We start from the raw sequence: 20,602 nt of genomic DNA, 5'->3' as shown, positions 1-20,602 counted from the left end.
TAAAACTTAAATCAGCTGTTTTAACTTCATGCTCTAATGCGGCGCATGCAAGCCGCTGCCCACCCGCTCCCGCTCCCTCACCAAGCCCGCAAGCAGCGCGCCGACGGCGCCGAGGCCAGGGGCCAGTTGCTGCTTGCCGCGCTGCGGCTGTTTGCCGAAAAGGGCTTTGCCAAAACCTCCATCCGTGACATTGCACAGGCCGCCGGCGCCAATGTGGCCGCCATCCGGTATTACTTCGGCGACAAGGCCGGGCTTTATCGCACGGTGTTCACCGAGGCCCTGGGCACGCCGCTCTGCGACGACGTGGCGCGTTACCAGGCGGTGCACCTGAGCTTGCGGCAAGCGCTGGAAGCTTTGATGGCGGACTTTCTGGCGCCCATGAAACAAAGCGAGCTGGCGCAGCAACTCACCCGCCTGAATTTCCGTGAAATGCTGGAGCCCACCGGCCTCTGGGCCGAGCAGATCGACAGCGGCGTCTTTCCGGCGCACACCGCGCTGGTCGAGGTGTTGCGTCGCCACCTGAGCATCCCCCAAGCGGACGACGATGTGCACCGCCTGGCTTTTTCCATCCACGGGCTGGCGATGCAGATGTTTGTCACCCGTGACGCGATTGAAGCCGTCCGGCCGCAACTGATCGCCACACCCCAGGCCATAGACCTGTGGGCGGCCCGCCTGGCGGATTTTGCCGAGGCCATGGTCGTGGCCGAACAGGCCAGGCGCCAGCCCCGCGCTCTTGAGAAGAAAACCCAAGCATGAAACAAACCCGACGCATCGCCCTCGTGATGGCGCCCCTGCTGCTGAGCGCCTGCGCACTGCAAACGCCGCCCACCGCGGTGTCCGCCAACCCGCCCGCGCAATGGTTCACGCCTGTGCCCGACCTGCCGCACCAGGGCAGTTTGACCGACCTGAGCCAGTGGTGGCAAGCGCAGGGTGATCCCTTGCTGGTCGAGTTGATCGCGGCGGCGCAAGCCGTCAGCCCCTCGGTCGCCACGGCGCGTTCACGCATCGAGCAGGCGCGTGCCAGCCGCGTCGCCGCCGGCGCGGCCTTGCTGCCCTCGCTGGATGGGTTGACCAACATCAGCCGTGCGCGCAGCCAGCCGCTGATCCCGGCACCCGCGTCAACCGGCACCACCGCGAGAGCCGGCTTGCAGACGGCCTGGGAGCTGGACCTGTGGGGCGGCCTGCGGGCCAACCGCAAGGCCGCGCAGCTGCGTTACGAAGGCGCCCAAGCCCAGTGGCATGACGCGCGAGTGCTGGTGGCGGCCGAAGTGGCCAACCAGTATTACAGCCAGCGCAACTGCGAACAACTGCTGGTGGTGGCACGTTCCGACGCCGCCTCGCGCGCCGAGACCAACCGGCTGGCGGCACTCAGCGCCGGCGCCGGCTTCACCGCGCCGGCCACCGCCGCGCTGGCCCGCGCCAGTGCGGCCGAAGGCAACAGCCGGGCCACGCAGCAGGCGGCGCTGTGTGAGCTGGACATCAAGGCGCTGGTGGCGCTGACCGCGCTGCCAGAGCCGGATTTGCGATCAAAACTGGCCTTAGCCACCGTCGGCATTGCGCAAACAGCTACCATTTCCATAGCGAGCGTGCCGGCGCACGCCCTCGCGCAACGTCCCGACGTGTTTAACGCGCAGCGCGAAGTCGCCGCGGCCAGCGCCGAGGTCGGCAACGCCGAAGCCGCGCGTTACCCCAGCCTGCGTTTGAGCGGCGCGGTCACCGCCAACACCTTTCGCAGCGACGGCCTGCGCGCCGACTTCAACACCTGGTCCATAGGCCCGCTGGCCCTGAGTATTCCGCTGCTGCACGGCGGCCGCGTCGACGCCGAAATCAAAGCCGCGCAAGCGCGTTACGAAGACGCCGCCGCCAGCTACCGGGGCCGGGTGCGCCAGGCCGTGCGCGAGGTGGAAGAAGCGCTGGTCAACCTGCAAAGCACGGCGGCACGCAGCGACGATGCCCGCACCGCCGAGCAGGGTTACCGCGCCGCGTTTGCCGGCATTCAGGCCCTGTACCAAAACGGCCTGGCCAGCCTGATCGAACTGGAAGACAGCCGCCGCAGCCAGCTGGCCGCCGAAACCGCGCTGCTCTCGCTGCAGCGCGAACGGGCGTCCGCCTGGGTGGCGCTGTACCGCGCGATGGGCGGCGGCTGGACGCCGGCGCTGGACAGCGCCGCGGCGCGGCCCTGAACCACCTTCCCGACCTTGCCCCTGACGAACCCGACCTCACCATGCACGCTTTCAAGCTTCACCCCATCGCTATCGTTTTAATAGCTTTCCTCGTCGTCATTGCGGGGGCCGCGGCTATTTTTTCCTCAAGAAACGAGAGCCAGGCTGCGCCGGCGGTGGCGCCGGCCAAACCGGCGCTGACGGTGACCAGCACGCGGCCCGAGCAGACGCGCTTGCCGATACGCCTCAGCGCCAACGGCAATGTGATGGCCTGGCAGGAGGCCATCATCGGTTCCGAGTCCAACGGCCTGCGCCTGACGCAGGTGCTGGTCAATGTCGGCGACACGGTCCAGGCCGGGCAGTTGCTGGCGCGTTTTTCCAGCGACAGCGTGCAGGCCGACGTGGCGCAGGCGCGGGCCAGCCTGGTCGAGGCGCAGGCCACGGCGCAAGACAGCGCCGCCAACGCGGCCCGTGCCCGCACGCTGCAAAACTCCGGCGCCTTGAGCACGCAGCAGATCAACCAGTACAACACCGCCGAACAAACCGCCCAGGCCCGTGTGGCCGCGGCGCAAGCGGTGCTGGACGCGCAGCAAGTGCGCGGCAGCCACACCCAGGTGCTGGCGCCCGACAACGGCATCATTTCGGCGCGCAGCGCCACCGTGGGCGCGGTGGTCGGCGCCGGCACCGAGCTGTTTCGCCTGATACGCGGTGGCCGGCTGGAGTGGCGCGCCGAGGTCACCTCCAGCGAGCTGGGCCGCATCAGCACCGGCACCACCGCCACCGTCGTGGCCGCCAGCGGCGCCGAACTGCAGGGCCGGGTGCGCATGATCGCCCCCACGGTGGACCCGCAGACCCGCACCGCGCTGGTCTATGTGGACCTGCCGTCTTCGCTGGGCAAAAACATGCCGGCCAAGGCCGGCATGTTTGCGCGCGGTGAGTTTGACCTGGGCAGTTCCCGCGCGCTGACCGTGCCGCAGCCCGCCGTGGTGGTGCGCGACGGCTTCAACTACGTGTTCCAACTGAGCCCCGACCAGCGCGTCAGCCAGCTCAAGGTACAGACCGGCCGGCTCGCCGGCGACCGTGTCGAAATCACCAGCGGCCTGCCGACGGATGCCCGCATCGTGGTCAAGGGGGCGGGCTTTCTGAACGATGGCGACCTGGTCCGCGTTGTTGAAGATATTGAGCCAAAACAGGCACCGGCCCCCGCCAGTCCTGCGCTACCAGCTAGCAATTAAGGAGCGAGCATGAACGTCTCCTCCTGGTCGATCAAAAACCCGATTCCCGCGCTCATGCTGTTTGTGCTGCTGACTTTCGGCGGCATCCTGTCTTTCAACGCCATGAAGGTGCAGAACTTTCCCGACATCGACCTGCCGACCGTGACCGTCTCGGCGTCCTTGCCGGGCGCGGCGCCGGCGCAACTGGAAACCGAGGTCGCACGCAAGCTCGAAAACTCCATCGCCACGGTGCAGGGCCTCAAACACATTTACACCAAGGTGCAGGACGGCGGCGTGACCGTCACCGCCGAGTTCCGCCTCGAAAAGCCGGTGCAGGAAGCGGTGGACGATGTGCGTTCGGCGGTCTCGCGGGTGCGCAGCGATTTGCCGGCCGATGTGCGCGAGCCGATTGTCAGCAAGGTTGATCTGGCGGGCCAGCCGGTGCTGGCCTTCACCATCGCGTCGAATCGCCTGGACGCCGAGGCCTTGTCCTGGTTTGTCGACAACGATGTCTCGCGCAAACTGCTGGCGGTGCGGGGTGTGGGGGCCGTCACCCGCGTCGGCGGCGTGACACGCGAGGTGCGTGTGGCGCTGGACCCGTCACGGCTGCAGGCGCTGGGCGCCAGTGCGGCCGACATTTCGCGCCAGCTCAAACAGGTGCAGACGGAAAGCGCCGGCGGCCGCACCGACCTGGGCGGCAGCGAACAACCGGTGCGTACCCTGGCCACCGTCAAATCGGCCGAGGAACTGGGCCGGCTTGAACTCGCCTTGAGCGATGGCCGGCACATCCGGCTCAACCAGGTCGCCACCGTCAGCGACACCACGGCCGAGCCGCGCTCCGCCGCCTTGCTCGACGGCCAGCCGGTGGTTGGTTTTGAAGTGGCGCGCAGTCGCGGTGAAAGCGAAATCACCGTCGGCAACGCGGTGCAAAAAGCGCTGGCCGAACTCAAGCGCCAGCACCCGGATCTGGAACTGACCGAAGCCTTCAACTTCGTGCAACCGGTGCAGGACGAATACGACGGCTCCATGCATTTGTTGTACGAAGGCGCGATCCTGGCGGTGTTGGTGGTGTGGCTGTTTTTGCGTGACTGGCGCGCGACCTTTGTCTCCGCTGTGGCGCTGCCGCTGTCGGTGATCCCGGCGTTTATCGGCATGTATTTGCTGGGCTTTTCGATCAACGTGATCACCTTGCTGGCGATGTCGCTGGTGGTCGGCATCCTGGTCGATGATGCGATTGTCGAGGTGGAAAACATCGTGCGCCACCTGCGCATGGGCAAAACGCCTTACCAGGCGGCCATGGAAGCGGCCGACGAAATCGGCCTGGCCGTGGTGGCAACCACCTTCACCCTGATCGCGGTGTTTTTGCCCACCGCCTTCATGAGTGGTGTGGCCGGCAAGTTTTTCAAGCAGTTCGGCTGGACCGCGTCGCTGGCGGTGTTTGCCTCGCTGATCGTCGCGCGGGTGTTGACCCCCATGATGGCGGCCTACCTCCTCAAACCCATCGTGGGCGGCCACCAGGAGCCGGGCTGGATGAGGACTTATATGCGCGCCGCCGCCTGGGCGCTGCAACACCGCGTGCTCACCATGCTGGCCGCGACCCTGTTTTTCATCGGCTCGGTGATGCTGATTCCGCTGCTGCCCACCGGCTTCATCCCGCCGGACGACAACTCGCAAACCCAGGTCTACCTGGAGCTGCCGCCTGGCGCCACGCTGGCGCAAACCATGGCCGCGGCCGAGCAGGCGCGCCTGCTGGTCAGCCAGGTCGACCATGTGCGCAGCATCTACACCACCATAGGCGGCGGCAGCGCCGGCACCGACCCGTTTGCGATGCAGGGTGCGGCAGAGACACGCAAGGCCACCTTGACCGTGCTGCTGACCGAGCGCAGCGAACGCCCGCTCAAACAAGGCATTGAAAACCAGATGCGCAGCGCGCTCGAAGCCTTGCCCGGCGTGCGCACCAAGGTCGGCCTGGGCGGCTCGGGTGAAAAATACGTGCTGGTGCTCACCGGCCAAGACCCGCTGGCGCTGCAAACGGCGGCACGCGCGGTCGAGAAAGACCTGCGCACCATTCCCGGCCTGGGCAGCGTGGCCTCCAGCGCCAGCCTGATCCGCCCCGAAATCGCCGTGCGGCCCGACTTTACCCGTGCCGCCGACCGAGGTGTGACCAGTGCCGCCATCGGTGAAACCTTGCGGATTGCCACCGTCGGCGACTACGACATGGCGCTGCCCAAGCTGAACCTGTCGCAGCGCCAGGTGCCGATTGTGGTCAAGCTCGACGAGTCCGCGCGCCAGGACCTGGGTGTGCTCGAACGCCTGTCCATCCCCGGCAGCAAGGGCCCGGTGATGCTGGGCCAGGTCGCCACCCTGGAGATGACGGGCGGGCCGGCCATCATTGACCGTTACGACCGCTCGCGCAATGTCAACTTCGAGATCGAGCTGTCCGGCCTGCCGCTGGGCGACGTGACCAAGGCGGTGCAGGGCTTGCCGGCCGTCAAACAGTTGCCGCCGGGTGTGAAAGTGGTGGAGATCGGCGACGCCGAAGTGATGGGCGAGTTGTTTGCCAGCTTCGGCCTGGCGATGTTGACCGGTGTGTTGTGTATTTACATCGTGCTGGTCTTGCTGTTCAAGGACTTCCTGCACCCGGTGACCATTCTGGCGGCGCTGCCGCTGTCCTTAGGTGGCGCTTTTGTGGGCCTCCTGATGGCGCAGAAAAGTTTTTCCATGCCTTCGCTGATCGGCCTGATCATGCTGATGGGTATTGCCACCAAAAACTCCATCCTGCTGGTCGAATACGCCATCGTCGCGCGCCGCGGTAACGACGGCAGCAACGGCCACCCGGTGGTGGCACCGATGTCACGCCGCGACGCGCTGCTGGACGCCTGCCACAAACGGGCCCGGCCCATCATCATGACCACGTTGGCCATGGGTGCCGGCATGTTGCCGATTGCGCTGGGGTTTGGCGCGGCGGACGCGAGTTTTCGTTCGCCGATGTCGATCGCCGTGATCGGCGGCCTGATCACCTCCACCGTGCTGAGCCTGCTGGTGGTGCCGGCGGTCTTCACCTACATGGACGACCTGGAGCAGTACATTAAACGCATGCTGGGCAAGCTGCGGCACACCCCCCGTCCGGTGGAGCCGGCACCGCCCCCCGCTTGACGCAGGGGCTTGGCCGCCATGGAACCAAGCCCTGCGGACCTGATCCAACCTTCATTAGCTGGCGCTCCGTCCGGCTCTTGGAGGTGTCCCATGAAACCGCTGAAACATTGGCAAGACCCCGTCAACGCCCTGCTCGGGGCATGGGTCATTCTTTCGCCATGGGCATTGGGCTTCCAGGACAACACGGCGGCGATGAGCAACGCCGTGATCATCGGGCTGGCCCTGATCGCGGCCGCGCTGGGCGCTATTTTTGTTCCGCGCGCCTGGGAAGAGTGGACCGAAGCTGCGCTCGGCTTGTGGCTGATTGCCGCCCCCTGGGTGCTGGGCTTCAGCACCCATCGCGACGCCATGCTGGCGGCCGTGGTCACCGGCGTGGTGGTCCTGGCGCTGGCCTTGTGGACGCTGGCGACCGACAAGGACTACAGCAGCTGGCTGCGCGACCGGATGGCGCACTGATTGGCCATCCCCCGCCGCGAGAGAACTAGGCGCCGGCCTTGATCTTGCTGACCAGAGCCGTCGTCGAATAGCCATCGACAAATGGCAGCGCTTGCGCCTGCCCGCCGTAGGCCCGCACGACGGCGGTTTCCGCCAGCTTGTCCATGTCGTAATCACCGCCCTTGACCAGGATGTCGGGCTTGAGTTCGGTGATGAGTTCCAGCGGTGTGTCTTCGTCAAACCAGGTCACCAGGCTGACGGATTCCAGCGCGGCCATCAAAACAGCGCGGTCCTCCTGGTTGTTCAAGGGCCGGTCCGGCCCTTTGCCGAGTCGCCGGGCCGAGGCATCGGTGTTGATCGCCACGATCAGGCTGCCGCCCAGCGCACGCGCGGCGGCCAGGTAGCTGGCGTGACCCCGGTGCAAGACGTCAAACACGCCGTTGGTAAACACCACCGGGCCGGGCAGCGCCACGCGCCGCTTGGCCGCCTCGGCGCGGGAGACAATTTTTTGCGTGAAATGGGAAGGGGCGGCTGCGCTTTGCATCACGCCACTTTAACGGAAGGCCACAAGCGGAATCAAACGCTGGTCACGACCGGTTTGGCGGCGATGGACGCCGTGATCTCCCGGCTCAGTTCCTTGCGATAACGGTTGAGTTCCTGCACGGTCTTGAAGCTCTGGTTCATCAGCAGGCTCATGTTGTGCAGAATGCGTTCCACCACCTTGCCCTCCCAGACCGCGTCGAACTTGATCTGGGTGTCCAGCCAGTGCTCCAGCCACTCCGGGTTGGGCAGGCGCGACTGGATGGTGTCGCGCGGAAACAGGTCTTTGTTGACGTGCAGATTGGTCGGGTGCAAAGCCTGCGCGGTGCGGCGCGCGCTGGCCATCAACACACCGACCTTGGTGAAGGCGGCCTTGGCCTCGTTGCCGAAGTTGTTGATGGCGCGTTTCATGTAACGCAGGTAAGCGCCACCGTGGCGCGCTTCGTCCTGGCTGAGCTGGGTGTAAATCTGCTTGATGACCGGCTCGGTATGCCATTCGCTGGCGCGCCGGTACCAGTGATTCAGACGGATCTCGCCGCAAAAATGCAGCATCAGCGTTTCCAGCGCGGGTGCCGGTTCAAACTCGAAACGCACTTCGTGCAGCTCTTTTTCGGTGGGCGCCAGCTCGGGGCGGAAACGCCGCAGGTATTCCATCAGCACCAGCGAATGTTTTTGCTCTTCAAAAAACCAGATCGACATGAAGGCGGAAAAGTCGCTGTCGTCCTTGTTGTCGCGCAAAAACATTTCGGTGGCCGGCAGGGCGGACCACTCGGTGATGGCATTCATCTTGATGGTCTGGGCCTGCTCATCGGTCAGTTTGGACGCGTCGAAGCTGGCCCAGGGGATGTCCTTGTCCATGTCCCAGCGGACGGATTCGAGTTGTTTAAAGAGTTCTGGGTAAAGCATGAGACTTCCTTTACGCGGCCTGCGCCGACTTAGATTCAAGACGATTTTAGGGCTTGAATATGACAAATTGCCTGAAATGGGTTTTTACGGCCACTTCATGAGAACTTGCAGCTTTTTAGCTGCCTTTAATCGTTCTACACCGTTTTCCAGACCCTGGGTAGCGGCCAAGGTCGGCAGTGTGCTGCTGAGCGATTATCGGGTGTCTGATCCGGGCTTGAATCCGTTCGCACCTGGCCTGCGTATTTTGAACGGACCGGCCAGGGCGCCAACGGCTGTTGCTTTTGTCCTTGCCGTGGACACAATGACTTTTTGGGCCCCGCCCTTGATCCAACTGGAAAGAAGAACATGAACCCTGTTTCATTCAAAGCTTGGCTGGCCAGCGCACTGCTAGGCCTCAGCCTGGGCGGCATGGCGAGCCACGCTGCCACACCGGCCACAGCAGTAGCGCCGGCAGCGGCCTGTGCACCCCTGCTGCAACACAGCTTTTTGCGCCTGCAGGATGAAAAACCCCAGTCCCTGTGCCAATACAGCGGCAAGGTGCTGGTCGTGGTCAATACCGCGAGTTTTTGCGGCTTCACCGCGCAATACGAAGGCCTGGAGGCCTTGTATGCCAAATACCGGGACAAAGGTCTGGTGGTGCTGGGTTTTCCATCCAACGACTTCGCACAGGAGACCGGCAGCAACAAGGAAATCGCCGATTTTTGCGAAAACACCTTTGGTGTGAAGTTTCCCATGTTTGCCAAGTCCGGCGTGAGCGGCAAAACCGCCAACCCGTTGTTCAAACAGTTGGCCGACATCACCGGCAGCGCGCCGGCCTGGAATTTCCACAAATACGTGGTCTCGCGTGACGGCCAGGGCGTGCGCAGCTTCAGCACCCGGGTGGATCCCAAAGACCCGGCTTTTGTCGCCGAAATCGAAAAACGACTGCTGGCCAAATAAGTCCCACCCAGCCATGCCATGAGCGCTTCTTCACAAATCTTTACCCAGCCCGAATTGCGTTTCCGGGGAACTGGGCGCAGATGCCGGGCTCATACCAACATCGGCATGGCAGCGTAAGCACCCAGCCATACACACAGTTTTTTGTTGCGAAGACTTCTGGACCCCCGCGGTCCGGATGGAATCCCGGGGCGGTTCTCCTCCTCCTCCCTCCCTCCCTTGTTCGCACTGGGGCGCTTCGCAGCATTTTTATCTTCTGGCCGTCCAGCGCCCTCGGCCTTCGGCGTCACCCGCACACCGGGCGATACACGCGCTCACAAAATAACAGAGGCGGCCCGCCCAAAGCCAAGCCACGCGCTTGGGCGCGGACTATCAATAGCTACTGTTTTTATAGCTGACTGCGTCCGACCATCAAGGGCTGCAAGCCATTTTGACGTTAAGAACGACCTAGGCGGGGCGGGTATCGATGAAGCTGGGGCGCTGCATCAATTTGTCGTACAGGCGTGTCAGGTTGGGGTGGGGCGTGCGCCAGTCGATCTGCGGAAAACGGAAATCCAGGTAACCCAGCGCACAACCCACGGCGATGTCGGACAAGCTCAAATGAATGCCGCTGCAAAAAGCTTTGTCGCCCAGGCCGGTGCTCATGGCCCGCACCGTCATCTCGATCTTGCCCATCTGGCGATCTATCCAGGCCTGGCTGCGCTGCTGCTCTTCGCGGCCGGACCAGGTCGCTTCCAGCCTGGCCAGAATGGCCGCGTCCATCAGGCCGTCGGCCAGCGCTTCCCAGGTTTTCACCTCGGCCCGCTCACGGCCTTGCACCGGGATCAGTTTGCCCACCGGCGACAAGGTGTCCAGGTATTCGACGATCACACGCGAGTCGAACACGGCTTCTTCCGATCCGTTGGCACCTTCCATGACCAGGCAAGGCACTTTGCCCAGCGGGTTGGATTCGGACATGGCGGTACCGGCAGCCCAGACGTCTTCCAGCACGAACTGGTAGTCGAGCTTTTTTTCGGCCATCACAATGCGCACTTTGCGCACATAGGGGCTGCCATGGGATCCGATGAGTTTCATATGTAGATTTTGTATCGTGGGACGAAGTCTTTTGTATTCTATAGAGTAAGCCGTGCTCCGAAACCGGCCCAGCTCTAAATGGGTGGGCGGCCTACAATTGCCCCATGAACCCGTCTACCAGCTTCACCATCACCGCCCTGTCCCCGTTGGACGGCCGCTATGCCGCCAAACTCGCCCCCTTGCGGCCCCTGATGTCGGAACTCGGTTATATGCACCGCCGCGTCCAGGTCGAAATCGCCTGGTTTATCGCGCTGTCGGATGCAGGCTTTGCCGAATTCAAGCCTCTCAGCCCCGGAGCACGTACTTACTTGCTGGGACTGGTCAAACATTTCTCCCACGCCGATGCCACGGCCATCAAAGAGATCGAAAAAACCACCAACCACGACGTGAAAGCGGTCGAATACTGGATCAAATCCAAGTTCGAAGCCCGGCCAGAACTGCAAAGCGCCAGCGAGTTTGTGCACTTTGCCTGCACCAGCGAAGACATCAACAACACCAGCCACGCCTTGCAACTCAAAAGCAGCCGCGAGCAGGTCTTGTTGCCGGCCCTGGACAAAGTCATCACCCAGCTGCGCGAAATGGCGCACCGCTACGCCTACCAACCCATGCTGAGTCGCACCCACGGCCAGACCGCCAGCCCGACCACCGTGGGCAAGGAAATCGCCAACGTGGTGGCCCGCCTGGCCGTGGCCCGCGAGCGGATTGCCTCGGTCCAGCTGATGGCCAAGATGAACGGCGCTGTTGGCAACTTCAACGCCCACCTCTCGGCCTGGCCCGACTTTGACTGGGAGGCGCTGAGCCGCCGTGTCATCGAGTCGCCCGAACCCCTGGGCCTGGGCCTGACCTTCCAGCCCTACAGCATCCAGATCGAGCCGCACGACTACATGGCCGAGCTGTTTGACGCTATCGCGCGCACCAACACCATCCTGATCGACTTCGCCCGTGATGTCTGGGGTTATGTCAGCGTGGGTTATTTCAAGCAGCGCCTGAAAGAAGGCGAAATCGGCTCCAGCACCATGCCGCACAAGGTCAACCCGATCGACTTTGAAAACGCCGAAGGCAACCTGGGTCTGGCCAACGCCTTGCTGCGCCACCTCAGCGAAAAGCTGCCTATCAGCCGCTGGCAGCGTGACCTGACCGACAGCACCGTGCTGCGCAACATGGGCGTGGCTTTTGGTTATGCCGTGCTGGCCTACAGCTCCCTGAGTGTGGGCCTGGGCAAGCTGGAGCTCAACAGCGAAGCGCTGGACAAGGACCTGGACAATTCGTGGGAAGTGCTGGCCGAGCCGATTCAGACCGTGATGCGACGTTACGGCGTGCAGGGCGCTTACGAAAAACTCAAGGAAGTCACACGCGGCAAAACCGTGACCGCCGAAGCCTTACACGGACTGATTCGCTCCCTGGACATTCCCGAGGCCGAAAAAGAACGCCTGCTGGCGATGACGCCGGGCAGTTATGTCGGCAAGGCTGCGGAATTGGCTAAGCGCGTTTAAAAGCCCCCACGGGTCGCTCACTGCGTGTAGCTCCCTGCCCCCCGGAGAGGTCGCTGCGCCTGCGGTCTGGCGAAGCCAGTCCCGCGGCCCCGGCTTGCAGATGCGGGGGCACCGTTTCAGGCGGTCGTGGGCATATCGGCGCCGCAGTGCCAGCATTGCTCAAAACCACCTTCGACGGTTTCGCCGCAGGCGCACAACCAGCGCCGCTGCGGCGGGTTTTGCAGGCTGTGCAACAAGGCCTGGGCCTGCGGTTTTTCGTGGTCATGGGCCAGCCAGACTTCGGGCTGGCACTGGTCCGGCGGCAACTCGCCGGCCACGCTGCTCAAGAAATAACGCTGGACGCTGGCCGAGAAGCCGGCCTGCTGCAAGGCATCGGCCCACAAGGTGGCGATGGCGATGTTGGGCGCGCGGGCAAGTCTGAGCATGGCTCAGTTTACTCCTGAATTGATAGCTGCTTGCGCTGACCCCATCGGGGCTGGAAGCCTGAAAAGCTTAAGAAATCAGCAACTCAGGCCGAATCTGGCGGCGTGTTCTTTTTTTCCAGCGCACGGTCGGCATAACGGCCAAAACGCCAGGCCGTGTCTTCCTGCGTGATACGCCGCCAGGTCACGCGTTTGGCGGCCGGGCTCATCTCGGGCCAACGCTGAACTTCTTCAAAGGTGCGGCCGCAACCCTTGCACATCTCGTCGCCCTGGCTGGTCGAGCAGATCGCAATACACGGCGTGTCGGCCGTGGTGTCATACCAGGCACGCCAGGCCGCCAGCGCCTGGGTCGGAAAACCGGCTTCGTCGGCCTCTTCCTCATGGTAAAAAACCATCAGCGCATACACCTCGGCCAACACACGCAGCTCGGGCGCCAGCGTCACGCCGTCCGGCGAGGGCTTTTTTTCGCGCCAATAATTAATGGCGGCTTCAATATCAGTGATGTGGATGCCAGGCATAGGGAGTGAAAAAGCGAACAACAGACAGGTGCCTGTTTGCGCAGATGACAAGGGCAAGGATTTGCCAGGACCAGACCTTGGATTATCGGCGAGACCGCCAGCGGCCTTGCCCGTAAAAGGGTCTTGTGGCCCCCATCTTTGCCGAGCCGAACTTGCAATCCGTCCGATTCCTTCGTTAGAATACAGATTCCGAAGGGGAGTAACTCCCTCGTTTTGCTGCATTACAAGATAAAACATCACAACAGCAAGATCGCTTCAGTAAGTCGTCAATTCGAAGTTCACACTTCCGGCTTACTGGACATGCACAGACACTGCATGTCGAGCCAGACCTTCGATTGAAACCTGTACAGGTTTGATCGAGGCGTTCGCGGCACCCAGGTGTTGCACCACTCACTGACCTGTCCAGTTTTTACGAAAACCGGAAATCCGCCTGCGGATTTCCATGTCGAAACTCGGATTTTGGAGTCTGTGATCATGGAACTTTTTTCTACGCCCTGGTGGTCGGCCCTGTTGGCCATCATCCTGATTGACCTGGTACTGGCCGGCGACAACGCCATCGTGATTGCGTTGGCCGCGCGCAGCCTGCCCAAGGATTTGCAACGCAAAGCCATCATTTGGGGCACCGTTGGTGCCATCCTCGTGCGCTCGGCGATGACCATAGGCGTGGTCTGGCTGCTCAAGGTGCCAGGCCTGATGCTGGTCGGCGGCCTGGGCCTGCTGTGGATTGCCTACAAATTGCTGGCCGACCAGGGCGGCGAGGAACACCAAGGCCCCATGGCCAGCACCTTCTGGGGCGCCATGAAAACCATCGTGGTGGCCGACATGCTGATGGGCATCGACAACGTGCTGGGTGTCGCGGGCGCGGCCCACGGTGCGTTTGACCTGGTCATCATCGGCCTGCTGATCAGCGTGCCCATCGTCGTGTTTGGCAGCACCATGGTGCTCAAACTGGTCGAGCGCTTCCCCATGATCATCGGCATCGGTGCCGCCGTGCTGGCCTTTACCGCCGCCAAGATGATTGTCAGCGAGCCCCTGCTGGACGCCATCTACGGCGGCCCCGCGACAGCGATGGAAACCACGCAACGCCTGGCGCAGTGGGGCACTTATGCCCTGGCTGTGGCCGGTGTGCTGGGCGGCGGCTGGTTGGCCACGCGCCGCGCCAAGGCCAGCCATGGCGACAAACTCATCGCTGAATAAACATCAGAGCAATCGCAGGGGCCGGAACGGCCCCTGCCGCGCAGCCAGAGAGTCCACATAGCACGTAAAACCAAGGAGAACTTTATGGACAACATGATCGTTTACATCGATGAAGCCGCTTACGCGTTGAAAATGCTGACGCCTATGCTGCCCTCCGGAGAGACACGCACCCCCACGCGCTGGATTGTGGTGGGCTGTGCGCCGCGCATCACCCACCACGTCAGCAAGTGGGTGACCAACAGCGCCCGCCAGAGCTGGCGCGGCAAGTGGGCCGAAAAGGTTTTTGACCAGATCGTTCCCCTGCTGCAAGGCCCGGGCGATTCGGTGATCACCCAGGTCGCGCGCGGCCCCCTGTGCGACCTGACGGAGGCGCTGATCACCCAGTACGGCGCTGCGCGCGTGCTTGATGCGCGCCGGCCCAAGCTGGGCCAGGACCTGCCACCCGTCACCCACCAACAACCCCAGGAGGCGCAAGGCGTCTGGGGTTATGCCGCAGTGGTGGCCGGCGCCGGCGTGTTGCTGGCTGCGGACTAAACGCAGCCTTCCGTTCCAGTCACGGCCTGGCCTTGCCCAATAGGCGGCAGGCAGGTCGTGCCATGGTGCTATTCTTGCACCCATGAAACTCATTGTTAAATGGCTTCTCAGCGCCGCCGCCCTGCTGCTGGTGGCCTATATTTATTCCGGCGTGGTGGTGTCCAGCTTCACCTCGGCGCTGATTGCCGCAGCGGTGCTGGGCGCACTCAACACCGTGCTCAGGCCGGTGCTGGTGTTGCTGACCCTGCCGGTGACGCTGGTGACCCTGGGCCTCTTCCTGTTTGTCATCAACGCCCTGATGTTCTGGGCCGCGGCCAGCCTGATAGGCGGCCTGCAGGTCACGGGGTTTTTCGCCGCGCTGGTGGGCTCACTGATTTATTCGGTGCTGCAACTAGCGATCGACGCGTTCCTGGAGCGCTTGTTCTCGCAGTAACTGGTCGATCTCGCGCGCCCGCGTGTCGATGATGGACGCATCGATGTAACTGCCGGCCCCGCTGTTGTCGCGGTTGCTGCGCAACCAATCCTGCGCCGCCTTGAAACGGTCGCGCGCCGCACCGTAATCAAGCTGCGCCACGCGGCTCTCCGCATCGGCCCGGATGGCCCTCAGGGTCTGCCCCTCCTTGCCATAAGCCGTCGCCAGCAATTGCCAGGCCAACGCATCTTTGGGGTGGCTGGCCACCCAGCTTTGCAGGCGGTTGGACGCGTCCGGCGCGCGGCCCGCCGCCAGATCGGCCCGGGACTGCAGCCACACCGCGGCACGGCTGCCGGTGTCTGCCAGCTTGGTCAAATCCGCCGTGTTGCCGGCCGCCAGTTCAACTTCCAGCGCCAGCCATTCCGCGATCTCGGCAGCCGACGGGTTGGCGGCGGTCGCCGACTTCAGTTTGGCGACCAGGCTGCGCGCCAGCGTGTAGTTGCGCATCTGGCTGGCCGCCATGGCGCCGCCATACAAGGCACCGACTTCGCCCGGGCCCGGTGCCGCGCCAGCGGCCAGGGACACACGCTGCGCTTGCATCAGTTGGGTGCGCAAACCATCGACGCTGCTGTCGCCCAGCACGCGCGCACGCGCGGCCATCATGGCGTGCACCACGCGGGCGGCGGCCGCCTGCGCTGCCGTCGGCGCCGTGGCCGCAGGGACATTGCCCGCTTCCAGCTGCAAGCGGCCCTTGGCATCGCCGATCCGCTCGGTGGTCAAGGGGTGGCTGCGCAGATAGGGGTAGGAGCCGTTGTCATTGAGGCGCGAGGCCTGCTGCAGCTTGTCGAACATGCTGGCGAAACCCTGCTTGTCAAAACCCGCATCGGCCATCACGCCAAAACCGACCCGGTCGGCTTCGCGCTCCATGTCGCGTGAGAAGTTGAGCTGGTTTTGCACGGCCATGGCCTGGCCCCCGGCAATCGTGGCCATGGCTGCATCGGGATTTTTGCTGGCGGCCAGGGCGCCCAGAATCATGGCCGCAATCAGCCAGGGCATTTGCTGGCTTTGTTTGCTCATCAGCCGGGAAATGTGGCGTTGCGTCACGTGGCTCAACTCATGCGCCAGCACCGAAGCCAGCTCGTCCCGGGTTTCCACGGCGCTGATCAGCCCCAAATGCACCCCCAGATACCCGCCCGGCAAGGCGAAAGCATTGATGGTGCGGTTGCGAAGCAGCATGATGTCCCAGGCAAAACGCTCTTCCAGCTCGGGCCCCAGTTCCCCACGCGCCCGCGCCGCCACCATCAAGGGCCGCCAGATGCTCAGCAGGTAGTCGCCCAGCACCGGGTCGTCCAGGTAATCCGGGTCGCGGTAAATGCTGCTGACAATCCGGTCGCCCAGGCGCCGCTCTGCGCTGACCGCCAACTCCGAGGTGTCCCCCAGCGCCGGCAAGGCGCCGCTGGGGCGTACCGGCGTCTGGGCTTGCGACAGGTTGGCAGACGCTACAAAAACCATAGCTGCCAGCGCAATACTGCCAAGGGGAAAATGCCTTATTGGCTTGATAAATTTAGGAAAAATCAATGGAAGTAAAAACCATGGTGTTGAAATCCAGCGAAATCGCCCAGCGTCGACTGCGGCCCGACTGCCCGCCAAGGGCTTTTCCAGGGGGATATTGACGTTGCGAACATGCTCTTATGATGAGGGATTCTTGTAAAGGTTTCGTAACCCGCTCTATGACCACCACCTCACCACTGACACATTTTGACGGACAAGGACAGGCGCACATGGTGGATGTCGCCGCCAAATCCGCCACCCACCGCGTGGCCGTGGCCCAAGGCCGTATTGTGATGAATCCTGCCACACTGGCCATCATCCTGGCAGGCAGTGCGAAAAAAGGCGATGTGTTAGGCATTGCCCGCATCGCCGGCATCATGGCCGCCAAAAAAACCAGCGATTTGATTCCCCTGTGCCATCCGCTGGCGCTGACCCATGTGGCGCTGGACTTGACGCCCGATACCACCCACACCTGCATCACCTGCCTGGCCACCGTTGAAACCGTGGGGCCAACCGGCGTGGAGATGGAAGCCCTAACCGCCGTGCAAGTCGCCTTGCTGACGATTTACGACATGTGCAAAGCGGTGGACCGGGGCATGACCATGACCGACGTGAAACTGCTGGAAAAACACGGTGGCAAGTCGGGCAGTTTTATAGCCACGCCGTAACGCACTGCTTGCAGCATCAATCCTCAGGACCGTCCATCAAACCCTTGGCCTCACGCCATTTGGCGTGGGCTTGCGGAAAGGCGGCGCGGTAACGGGCCAGGTGCAGCAACGCCTCATCATCACGGCCCAGCATGACGGCGCTTTCAATCACTTTTTCGATCACGCGTGGTTCGGGTGAATAGTGCAGCAACGCCTTCGCGGTGGCGAAGGTCCACTGCGCGTTCGCCTGCGTGAGCGGCGTCAGGCTCAACTCGGCAAAAGACACCTGATTGGCAAACAACCAAGAGTTGCGAATTTTCGCCAAGGTGTCTTCGCGGTAGGCCGCAGCGCGTGCTTGGGGCGCAAGGTATATCTGGCTGATGCGGTGATAGTCCCAGGCCGCATAGCCCGCCATCACTATCAAAAAAATAGCTACTAGCGCCCGGTATATATGGGCTAGAGCCCAATTTTTCTTAAGCTTTTGGTCACCCACCGAGTGATTGCCACGCCAGAGCATCAGCACACACAAGCCCACCGCCATCTGGAAGGGCCCGTACCACAGCGGGTATTCCAGCAGGCTGTGCAGCCCGATCAGCGCCAGCACCGCCCACGCCAGTTGGCGTGTGGCGTCAGTCTCGCACCAGGGCTGCAGCCTGAAAATCCACCACAACACCCCGCCGCAAAAAAACAAAGCCGCCGGGACACCCAGTTCTACAGCCAGATGCAAAGGCAGATTGTGCGCATTGTCCAGCAGGTCACAAAACCGCGGCCCGTCGTACAAGGTGGTGTAGTGGGCGTAGTCCAGCTCGCCCCAGCCCCAGCCGAACCAGGGCTTTTGCGCGATCAGTTGCAACACGTTGGACCAGAGTGTGAGACGGCTGGCGCACACGGCATCCCCGGTGCGCATACGAGCCCAAGCGCCGTGTATCAGCGGGTCCATCCCGGTCAGCGACGGCAACAGCACCAAAGCAGTCACGTAGGTCAGCCCAAATGCCATCAGCACACAATGTACTCGTGGCTTGTGCAGCCCACCCCAAATTCCAAGAAGCAGCACCAGCAATCCCGTTTGGAGCAAGCCCGTACGCGAAGAAGATGCAGCATTGCCAAATGCCAAAATGCAGGCTGTCAACATGACCAGCCACCGACTTGATGCCTGGACATTTAGCTTGCTCACTAAGAAGCGCTCCTGCTCCACCCACCATAGCAGCGCAGCCAGCGCAACATTGGTCAACGTCGCAAACTGGTTGCGCTGGCGCAGATTGGCGAAGGCCTCACCAACGGATGTCTGGTTGATCCAAGGGGCCAGCGCTTGCGCAGCACCAAAGTATTGCAACAAGCCAATCATGCTGCTGACTACGCCGGCCAGCACCCATGCTGTGGGGTAGGTCCATTGCCGGGTGAGAGTGGAGCGCGCGCTCGGGTTAGAAAGTGGGCCGCCCAGCAGAGGCTGCAGCAACATAAAGCCAGCTGTCGCCATCAGTGCAAGCAGCCACGGCAACACAGCAGGCGATGGACCCGGCGCAAACGGATTTAGACAAGGCAACGTTATGACAAAAACGATAAGTGCGTCACGCCTAATGACTGCGGCAACTGCTGGCTTCATTGTCTTATTGGAATCTGATCTCCACTTAACCCATTAGTTTGGGTTTCTAGCGCGCCCCGTCAACGTTAGCCGGCCAAGGAACTGCCGCAATAGCCGGTTCCTTGAGTGCTTTTTGGGCCCAAGTAATCCTGGTTCCTTCGCAAAACTGCACAGGGAATGCTTTGCAGAGGTTTTTGAGCCACAACTGCGCTTCCACGCCTTGACCGTTAAGTGCGAGAGCCAGTGCTAACTTGTGGGCGTTATATGGGCTCGGGTAGGTCTTGGTGACATCTCGCATCCAGACCAGTTCTTGGTCACTCATATTCGGCCTAGCCTCGGTACGGCCAAATATGATCATCTCTCGTAGCTGCGTCAACACCCAAAGCTCAGGTGCAGATCCCGGGTTATTTGTATGAATCCGCGCTTTCTCGAAGCGCAAATCCGCGAAACTGGACTCCACACGAATGTAATCCCTTACCGTCACGGCCAGCATCGCTCCGGAACCCAACAACACGACCATACAAACCCAATGCGCCGAAATAAACGCAGGGCGAAACTTGAGACGGACATTCAACACCCCCGCGACCAGCCCAGCTGGCAGCAAGAAGTAAGCGTAGTGCAGGGGATACTCCAGCATGGCATGGACACCCAGTACGAGCAAAAAAAGCAGCAATATGGCGTCAGACACCCCTTTGACAGCCCGGGTCGCTGCAGCTAACCACCATGTCATGGCAACAACGACAAACACGCCGAGCGGTATACCATTCCACAAAATAAGGTCCAAAAACAGGTTGTGCGCCTCAAAGAAGATGACACCGAGAAACGGGTGACTTGCAGCTACTTGCAAATGAGCAAACCCTGTTTGCCCCCAGCCATAACCAAACCATGGTTTTTCCCATGCAGCGTCGGCAAGCAAGCGCCAAATCACAGGACGCGCTTGTTCCGAAAACCGGCCCGACAAATCGTAGGCCCCCGTTAATTGCAGCAGATCTGAAAGCCACGACAAACCCAAAACGCATACGACAAAAAAAGTGCCCAAGCCAACGGCTGTGACCATGATGCGCTTTTGAGAGCGCGTCCAGCCCCAACAGAACATGGCCAGGATGAAAATTGACACGTTCAGCCAACCCGTTCGCGACTGCGTCAAAGCGATGCCTAGCAAGAAAAAGCCCGCCAATAAAATACTACTCCACGCAGACAGTTGCTTGCGCACAAAGCCCCACGAACAGCCAAGCAGCCCAAGAACAAGCAATGTGGCCAACTGATTGGGTTGCCCGAGATTGCCATAAGGACGTCCTAGCGCCTTGTTGACCCAAAACTCCAGACTGTCAAACAGCAGCCATTGGTGTATTTGAATGCCAACGGACACCATCCCAGCCAAGCCCAATGCCAAAAACAAAAAATCCGCGCATTGCCCTGGGCTAGCCCGTTCCCAGTAAGCCCCCAATAACAGCGCCGTGCACAGCCCTAGCAAATAGGTGGCATTGATCCAAGCCACGCCAAAAAACGGAATCTGCCCAAAACCGTACTGAATAAGGGGAACACATGCCATGCCAGCCACAACAACAGCGGCCCAGTGCCACCGCACAGAGCTACGAGCAAAAAACATGAGCGCGATGCTGACCATTAGCAAGACAATCGCCAGCCAGGCATCGCTGTGGAAGGTCATCCAGGGCGGGTAATGGTTGGGCAGCAGCCAAGCAAGGGCCAAAAATAATGATGCCCCGCTCAACCAGAAGGCACTGATTGGGGATTTTTCTATTGCCACACAACCCCTTGGTCGATTGAAACTTTAAAGACTTCGAACATGAAAAAAGCGGCTT

The 20,602-nt window shown here is 62.0% G+C and carries 20 protein-coding genes; 12 read left to right on the top strand and 8 right to left on the bottom strand.

The window, feature by feature from the left end; all coding sequences use genetic code 11:
• Nucleotides 1-45 precede the first annotated feature (45 nt).
• The 5 genes from ACHMXK_RS00825 to ACHMXK_RS00805 all read left to right on the top strand — a co-directional run bounded on the left by ACHMXK_RS00825 (nt 46) and on the right by ACHMXK_RS00805 (nt 6,988).
• A complete protein-coding gene (locus ACHMXK_RS00825; RefSeq protein WP_397436825.1) occupies nt 46-756 on the top strand; it encodes a CerR family C-terminal domain-containing protein in 711 nt (236 codons plus the stop codon).
• Complete coding sequence (locus tag ACHMXK_RS00820) at nt 753-2,183, top strand: efflux transporter outer membrane subunit (RefSeq protein ID WP_397436823.1); 1,431 nt, start codon at nt 753-755, stop codon at nt 2,181-2,183. The genes ACHMXK_RS00825 and ACHMXK_RS00820 overlap by 4 nt, the downstream gene beginning before the upstream one ends.
• A 41-nt stretch (nt 2,184-2,224) precedes the next feature.
• Nucleotides 2,225-3,397 (top strand): efflux RND transporter periplasmic adaptor subunit, encoded by a 1,173-nt coding sequence (locus tag ACHMXK_RS00815; RefSeq protein WP_397436821.1) that lies wholly within the window; start codon nt 2,225-2,227, stop codon nt 3,395-3,397.
• A 9-nt stretch (nt 3,398-3,406) separates the two neighbouring features.
• The gene (locus ACHMXK_RS00810) at nt 3,407-6,532 is read left to right on the top strand and encodes an efflux RND transporter permease subunit (protein ID WP_397436819.1); all 3,126 of its coding nucleotides are present in this window, start codon (nt 3,407-3,409) and stop codon (nt 6,530-6,532) included.
• Between the two features lie 90 nt (nt 6,533-6,622).
• On the top strand, nt 6,623-6,988 hold the full coding sequence (locus ACHMXK_RS00805) for an SPW repeat protein (RefSeq protein WP_397436817.1): 366 nt from the start codon (nt 6,623-6,625) through the stop codon (nt 6,986-6,988).
• A 25-nt stretch (nt 6,989-7,013) separates the two neighbouring features.
• On the opposite strand, the gene rfaE2 is transcribed toward ACHMXK_RS00805, so the two are convergent.
• Together rfaE2 and ACHMXK_RS00795 are read right to left on the bottom strand one after the other, a co-directional pair.
• Complete coding sequence (rfaE2, locus tag ACHMXK_RS00800; protein WP_397436815.1) at nt 7,014-7,511, bottom strand: D-glycero-beta-D-manno-heptose 1-phosphate adenylyltransferase; 498 nt, start codon at nt 7,509-7,511, stop codon at nt 7,014-7,016.
• A 32-nt stretch (nt 7,512-7,543) separates the two neighbouring features.
• A complete protein-coding gene (locus ACHMXK_RS00795) occupies nt 7,544-8,413 on the bottom strand; it encodes a ferritin-like domain-containing protein (RefSeq protein WP_397436813.1) in 870 nt (289 codons plus the stop codon).
• On the opposite strand from ACHMXK_RS00795, the gene ACHMXK_RS00790 reads away from it, so the two are divergent.
• Together ACHMXK_RS00790 and ACHMXK_RS00785 are read left to right on the top strand one after the other, a co-directional pair.
• Nucleotides 8,412-8,762 (top strand): hypothetical protein, encoded by a 351-nt coding sequence (locus ACHMXK_RS00790; RefSeq protein WP_397436811.1) that lies wholly within the window; start codon nt 8,412-8,414, stop codon nt 8,760-8,762. The genes ACHMXK_RS00795 and ACHMXK_RS00790 overlap by 2 nt on opposite strands.
• Nucleotides 8,759-9,352: a glutathione peroxidase gene (locus ACHMXK_RS00785; protein WP_397436809.1), complete on the top strand. Its 594-nt coding sequence runs from the start codon at nt 8,759-8,761 to the stop codon at nt 9,350-9,352. The genes ACHMXK_RS00790 and ACHMXK_RS00785 overlap by 4 nt, the downstream gene beginning before the upstream one ends.
• A gap of 444 nt (nt 9,353-9,796) precedes the next feature.
• Here ACHMXK_RS00785 and ACHMXK_RS00780 read toward each other — a convergent pair whose 3' ends face one another.
• The gene (locus ACHMXK_RS00780) at nt 9,797-10,423 is read right to left on the bottom strand and encodes a glutathione S-transferase family protein (protein WP_397436807.1); all 627 of its coding nucleotides are present in this window, start codon (nt 10,421-10,423) and stop codon (nt 9,797-9,799) included.
• Nucleotides 10,424-10,527: 104 nt separating this feature from the next.
• Here ACHMXK_RS00780 and purB point away from each other — a divergent pair, with 104 nt between their 5' ends.
• Nucleotides 10,528-11,916, top strand: coding sequence for an adenylosuccinate lyase (gene purB, locus ACHMXK_RS00775; protein WP_397436805.1), 1,389 nt, complete (start codon nt 10,528-10,530; stop codon nt 11,914-11,916).
• A gap of 116 nt (nt 11,917-12,032) precedes the next feature.
• Here purB and ACHMXK_RS00770 read toward each other — a convergent pair whose 3' ends face one another.
• Together ACHMXK_RS00770 and ACHMXK_RS00765 are read right to left on the bottom strand one after the other, a co-directional pair.
• The gene (locus ACHMXK_RS00770; RefSeq protein WP_397436803.1) at nt 12,033-12,341 is read right to left on the bottom strand and encodes a DUF2007 domain-containing protein; all 309 of its coding nucleotides are present in this window, start codon (nt 12,339-12,341) and stop codon (nt 12,033-12,035) included.
• An 83-nt stretch (nt 12,342-12,424) separates the two neighbouring features.
• Nucleotides 12,425-12,856 carry a DUF3717 domain-containing protein gene (locus ACHMXK_RS00765; protein ID WP_397436801.1) on the bottom strand — a complete coding sequence of 144 codons (432 nt, stop codon included), beginning with the start codon at nt 12,854-12,856 and terminating at the stop codon, nt 12,425-12,427.
• Nucleotides 12,857-13,330: 474 nt separating this feature from the next.
• On the opposite strand from ACHMXK_RS00765, the gene ACHMXK_RS00760 reads away from it, so the two are divergent.
• The 3 genes from ACHMXK_RS00760 to ACHMXK_RS00750 all read left to right on the top strand — a co-directional run bounded on the left by ACHMXK_RS00760 (nt 13,331) and on the right by ACHMXK_RS00750 (nt 15,020).
• Nucleotides 13,331-14,053 carry a TerC family protein gene (locus tag ACHMXK_RS00760; protein WP_397436800.1) on the top strand — a complete coding sequence of 241 codons (723 nt, stop codon included), beginning with the start codon at nt 13,331-13,333 and terminating at the stop codon, nt 14,051-14,053.
• Nucleotides 14,054-14,137: 84 nt separating this feature from the next.
• Nucleotides 14,138-14,587 (top strand): hypothetical protein, encoded by a 450-nt coding sequence (locus ACHMXK_RS00755; protein ID WP_397436799.1) that lies wholly within the window; start codon nt 14,138-14,140, stop codon nt 14,585-14,587.
• Between the two features lie 82 nt (nt 14,588-14,669).
• Nucleotides 14,670-15,020: a phage holin family protein gene (locus ACHMXK_RS00750; RefSeq protein ID WP_397436797.1), complete on the top strand. Its 351-nt coding sequence runs from the start codon at nt 14,670-14,672 to the stop codon at nt 15,018-15,020.
• Here ACHMXK_RS00750 and ACHMXK_RS00745 read toward each other — a convergent pair.
• The gene (locus tag ACHMXK_RS00745) at nt 14,979-16,511 is read right to left on the bottom strand and encodes a M48 family metalloprotease (RefSeq protein ID WP_397436795.1); all 1,533 of its coding nucleotides are present in this window, start codon (nt 16,509-16,511) and stop codon (nt 14,979-14,981) included. The two genes, ACHMXK_RS00750 and ACHMXK_RS00745, sit on opposite strands and share 42 nt — an antisense overlap.
• A gap of 218 nt (nt 16,512-16,729) precedes the next feature.
• Here ACHMXK_RS00745 and moaC point away from each other — a divergent pair, with 218 nt between their 5' ends.
• Nucleotides 16,730-17,218, top strand: coding sequence for a cyclic pyranopterin monophosphate synthase MoaC (gene moaC / locus ACHMXK_RS00740; RefSeq protein WP_397436793.1), 489 nt, complete (start codon nt 16,730-16,732; stop codon nt 17,216-17,218).
• 16 nt (nt 17,219-17,234) lie between these two features.
• On the opposite strand, the gene ACHMXK_RS00735 is transcribed toward moaC, so the two are convergent.
• Together ACHMXK_RS00735 and ACHMXK_RS00730 are read right to left on the bottom strand one after the other, a co-directional pair.
• Nucleotides 17,235-18,542, bottom strand: a complete 1,308-nt coding sequence (locus tag ACHMXK_RS00735) for a PglL family O-oligosaccharyltransferase (protein ID WP_397442409.1) — start codon at nt 18,540-18,542, stop codon at nt 17,235-17,237.
• Nucleotides 18,543-18,846: 304 nt separating this feature from the next.
• On the bottom strand, nt 18,847-20,448 hold the full coding sequence (locus ACHMXK_RS00730; protein ID WP_397436791.1) for a Wzy polymerase domain-containing protein: 1,602 nt from the start codon (nt 20,446-20,448) through the stop codon (nt 18,847-18,849).
• Between the last annotated feature and the right edge of the window lie 154 nt (nt 20,449-20,602).

The sequence above is a fragment of the Polaromonas sp. UC242_47 genome (genome assembly GCF_044452385.1).
Taxonomy (GTDB): domain Bacteria; phylum Pseudomonadota; class Gammaproteobacteria; order Burkholderiales; family Burkholderiaceae_C; genus Polaromonas.
This window is presented reverse-complemented; position numbering and strand designations above follow the sequence as displayed.

Bases quoted from the DNA above. Each gene is read 5' to 3' on its own strand.
- ACHMXK_RS00825 (WP_397436825.1), top strand. From the start codon at position 46: ATGCAAGCCGCTGCCCACCCGCTCCCGCTCCCTCACCAAGCCCGCAAG.
- ACHMXK_RS00820 (WP_397436823.1), top strand. From the start codon at position 753: ATGAAACAAACCCGACGCATCGCCCTCGTGATGGCGCCCCTGCTGCTG.
- ACHMXK_RS00815 (WP_397436821.1), top strand. From the start codon at position 2,225: ATGCACGCTTTCAAGCTTCACCCCATCGCTATCGTTTTAATAGCTTTC.
- ACHMXK_RS00810 (WP_397436819.1), top strand. From the start codon at position 3,407: ATGAACGTCTCCTCCTGGTCGATCAAAAACCCGATTCCCGCGCTCATG.
- ACHMXK_RS00805 (WP_397436817.1), top strand. From the start codon at position 6,623: ATGAAACCGCTGAAACATTGGCAAGACCCCGTCAACGCCCTGCTCGGG.
- rfaE2 (WP_397436815.1), bottom strand. From the start codon at position 7,511: ATGCAAAGCGCAGCCGCCCCTTCCCATTTCACGCAAAAAATTGTCTCC.
- ACHMXK_RS00790 (WP_397436811.1), top strand. From the start codon at position 8,412: ATGAGACTTCCTTTACGCGGCCTGCGCCGACTTAGATTCAAGACGATT.
- ACHMXK_RS00795 (WP_397436813.1), bottom strand. From the start codon at position 8,413: ATGCTTTACCCAGAACTCTTTAAACAACTCGAATCCGTCCGCTGGGAC.
- ACHMXK_RS00785 (WP_397436809.1), top strand. From the start codon at position 8,759: ATGAACCCTGTTTCATTCAAAGCTTGGCTGGCCAGCGCACTGCTAGGC.
- ACHMXK_RS00780 (WP_397436807.1), bottom strand. From the start codon at position 10,423: ATGAAACTCATCGGATCCCATGGCAGCCCCTATGTGCGCAAAGTGCGC.
- purB (WP_397436805.1), top strand. From the start codon at position 10,528: ATGAACCCGTCTACCAGCTTCACCATCACCGCCCTGTCCCCGTTGGAC.
- ACHMXK_RS00770 (WP_397436803.1), bottom strand. From the start codon at position 12,341: ATGCTCAGACTTGCCCGCGCGCCCAACATCGCCATCGCCACCTTGTGG.
- ACHMXK_RS00765 (WP_397436801.1), bottom strand. From the start codon at position 12,856: ATGCCTGGCATCCACATCACTGATATTGAAGCCGCCATTAATTATTGG.
- ACHMXK_RS00760 (WP_397436800.1), top strand. From the start codon at position 13,331: ATGGAACTTTTTTCTACGCCCTGGTGGTCGGCCCTGTTGGCCATCATC.
- ACHMXK_RS00755 (WP_397436799.1), top strand. From the start codon at position 14,138: ATGGACAACATGATCGTTTACATCGATGAAGCCGCTTACGCGTTGAAA.
- ACHMXK_RS00750 (WP_397436797.1), top strand. From the start codon at position 14,670: ATGAAACTCATTGTTAAATGGCTTCTCAGCGCCGCCGCCCTGCTGCTG.
- ACHMXK_RS00745 (WP_397436795.1), bottom strand. From the start codon at position 16,511: ATGGTTTTTGTAGCGTCTGCCAACCTGTCGCAAGCCCAGACGCCGGTA.
- moaC (WP_397436793.1), top strand. From the start codon at position 16,730: ATGACCACCACCTCACCACTGACACATTTTGACGGACAAGGACAGGCG.
- ACHMXK_RS00735 (WP_397442409.1), bottom strand. From the start codon at position 18,542: ATGATTGGCTTGTTGCAATACTTTGGTGCTGCGCAAGCGCTGGCCCCT.
- ACHMXK_RS00730 (WP_397436791.1), bottom strand. From the start codon at position 20,448: ATGACCTTCCACAGCGATGCCTGGCTGGCGATTGTCTTGCTAATGGTC.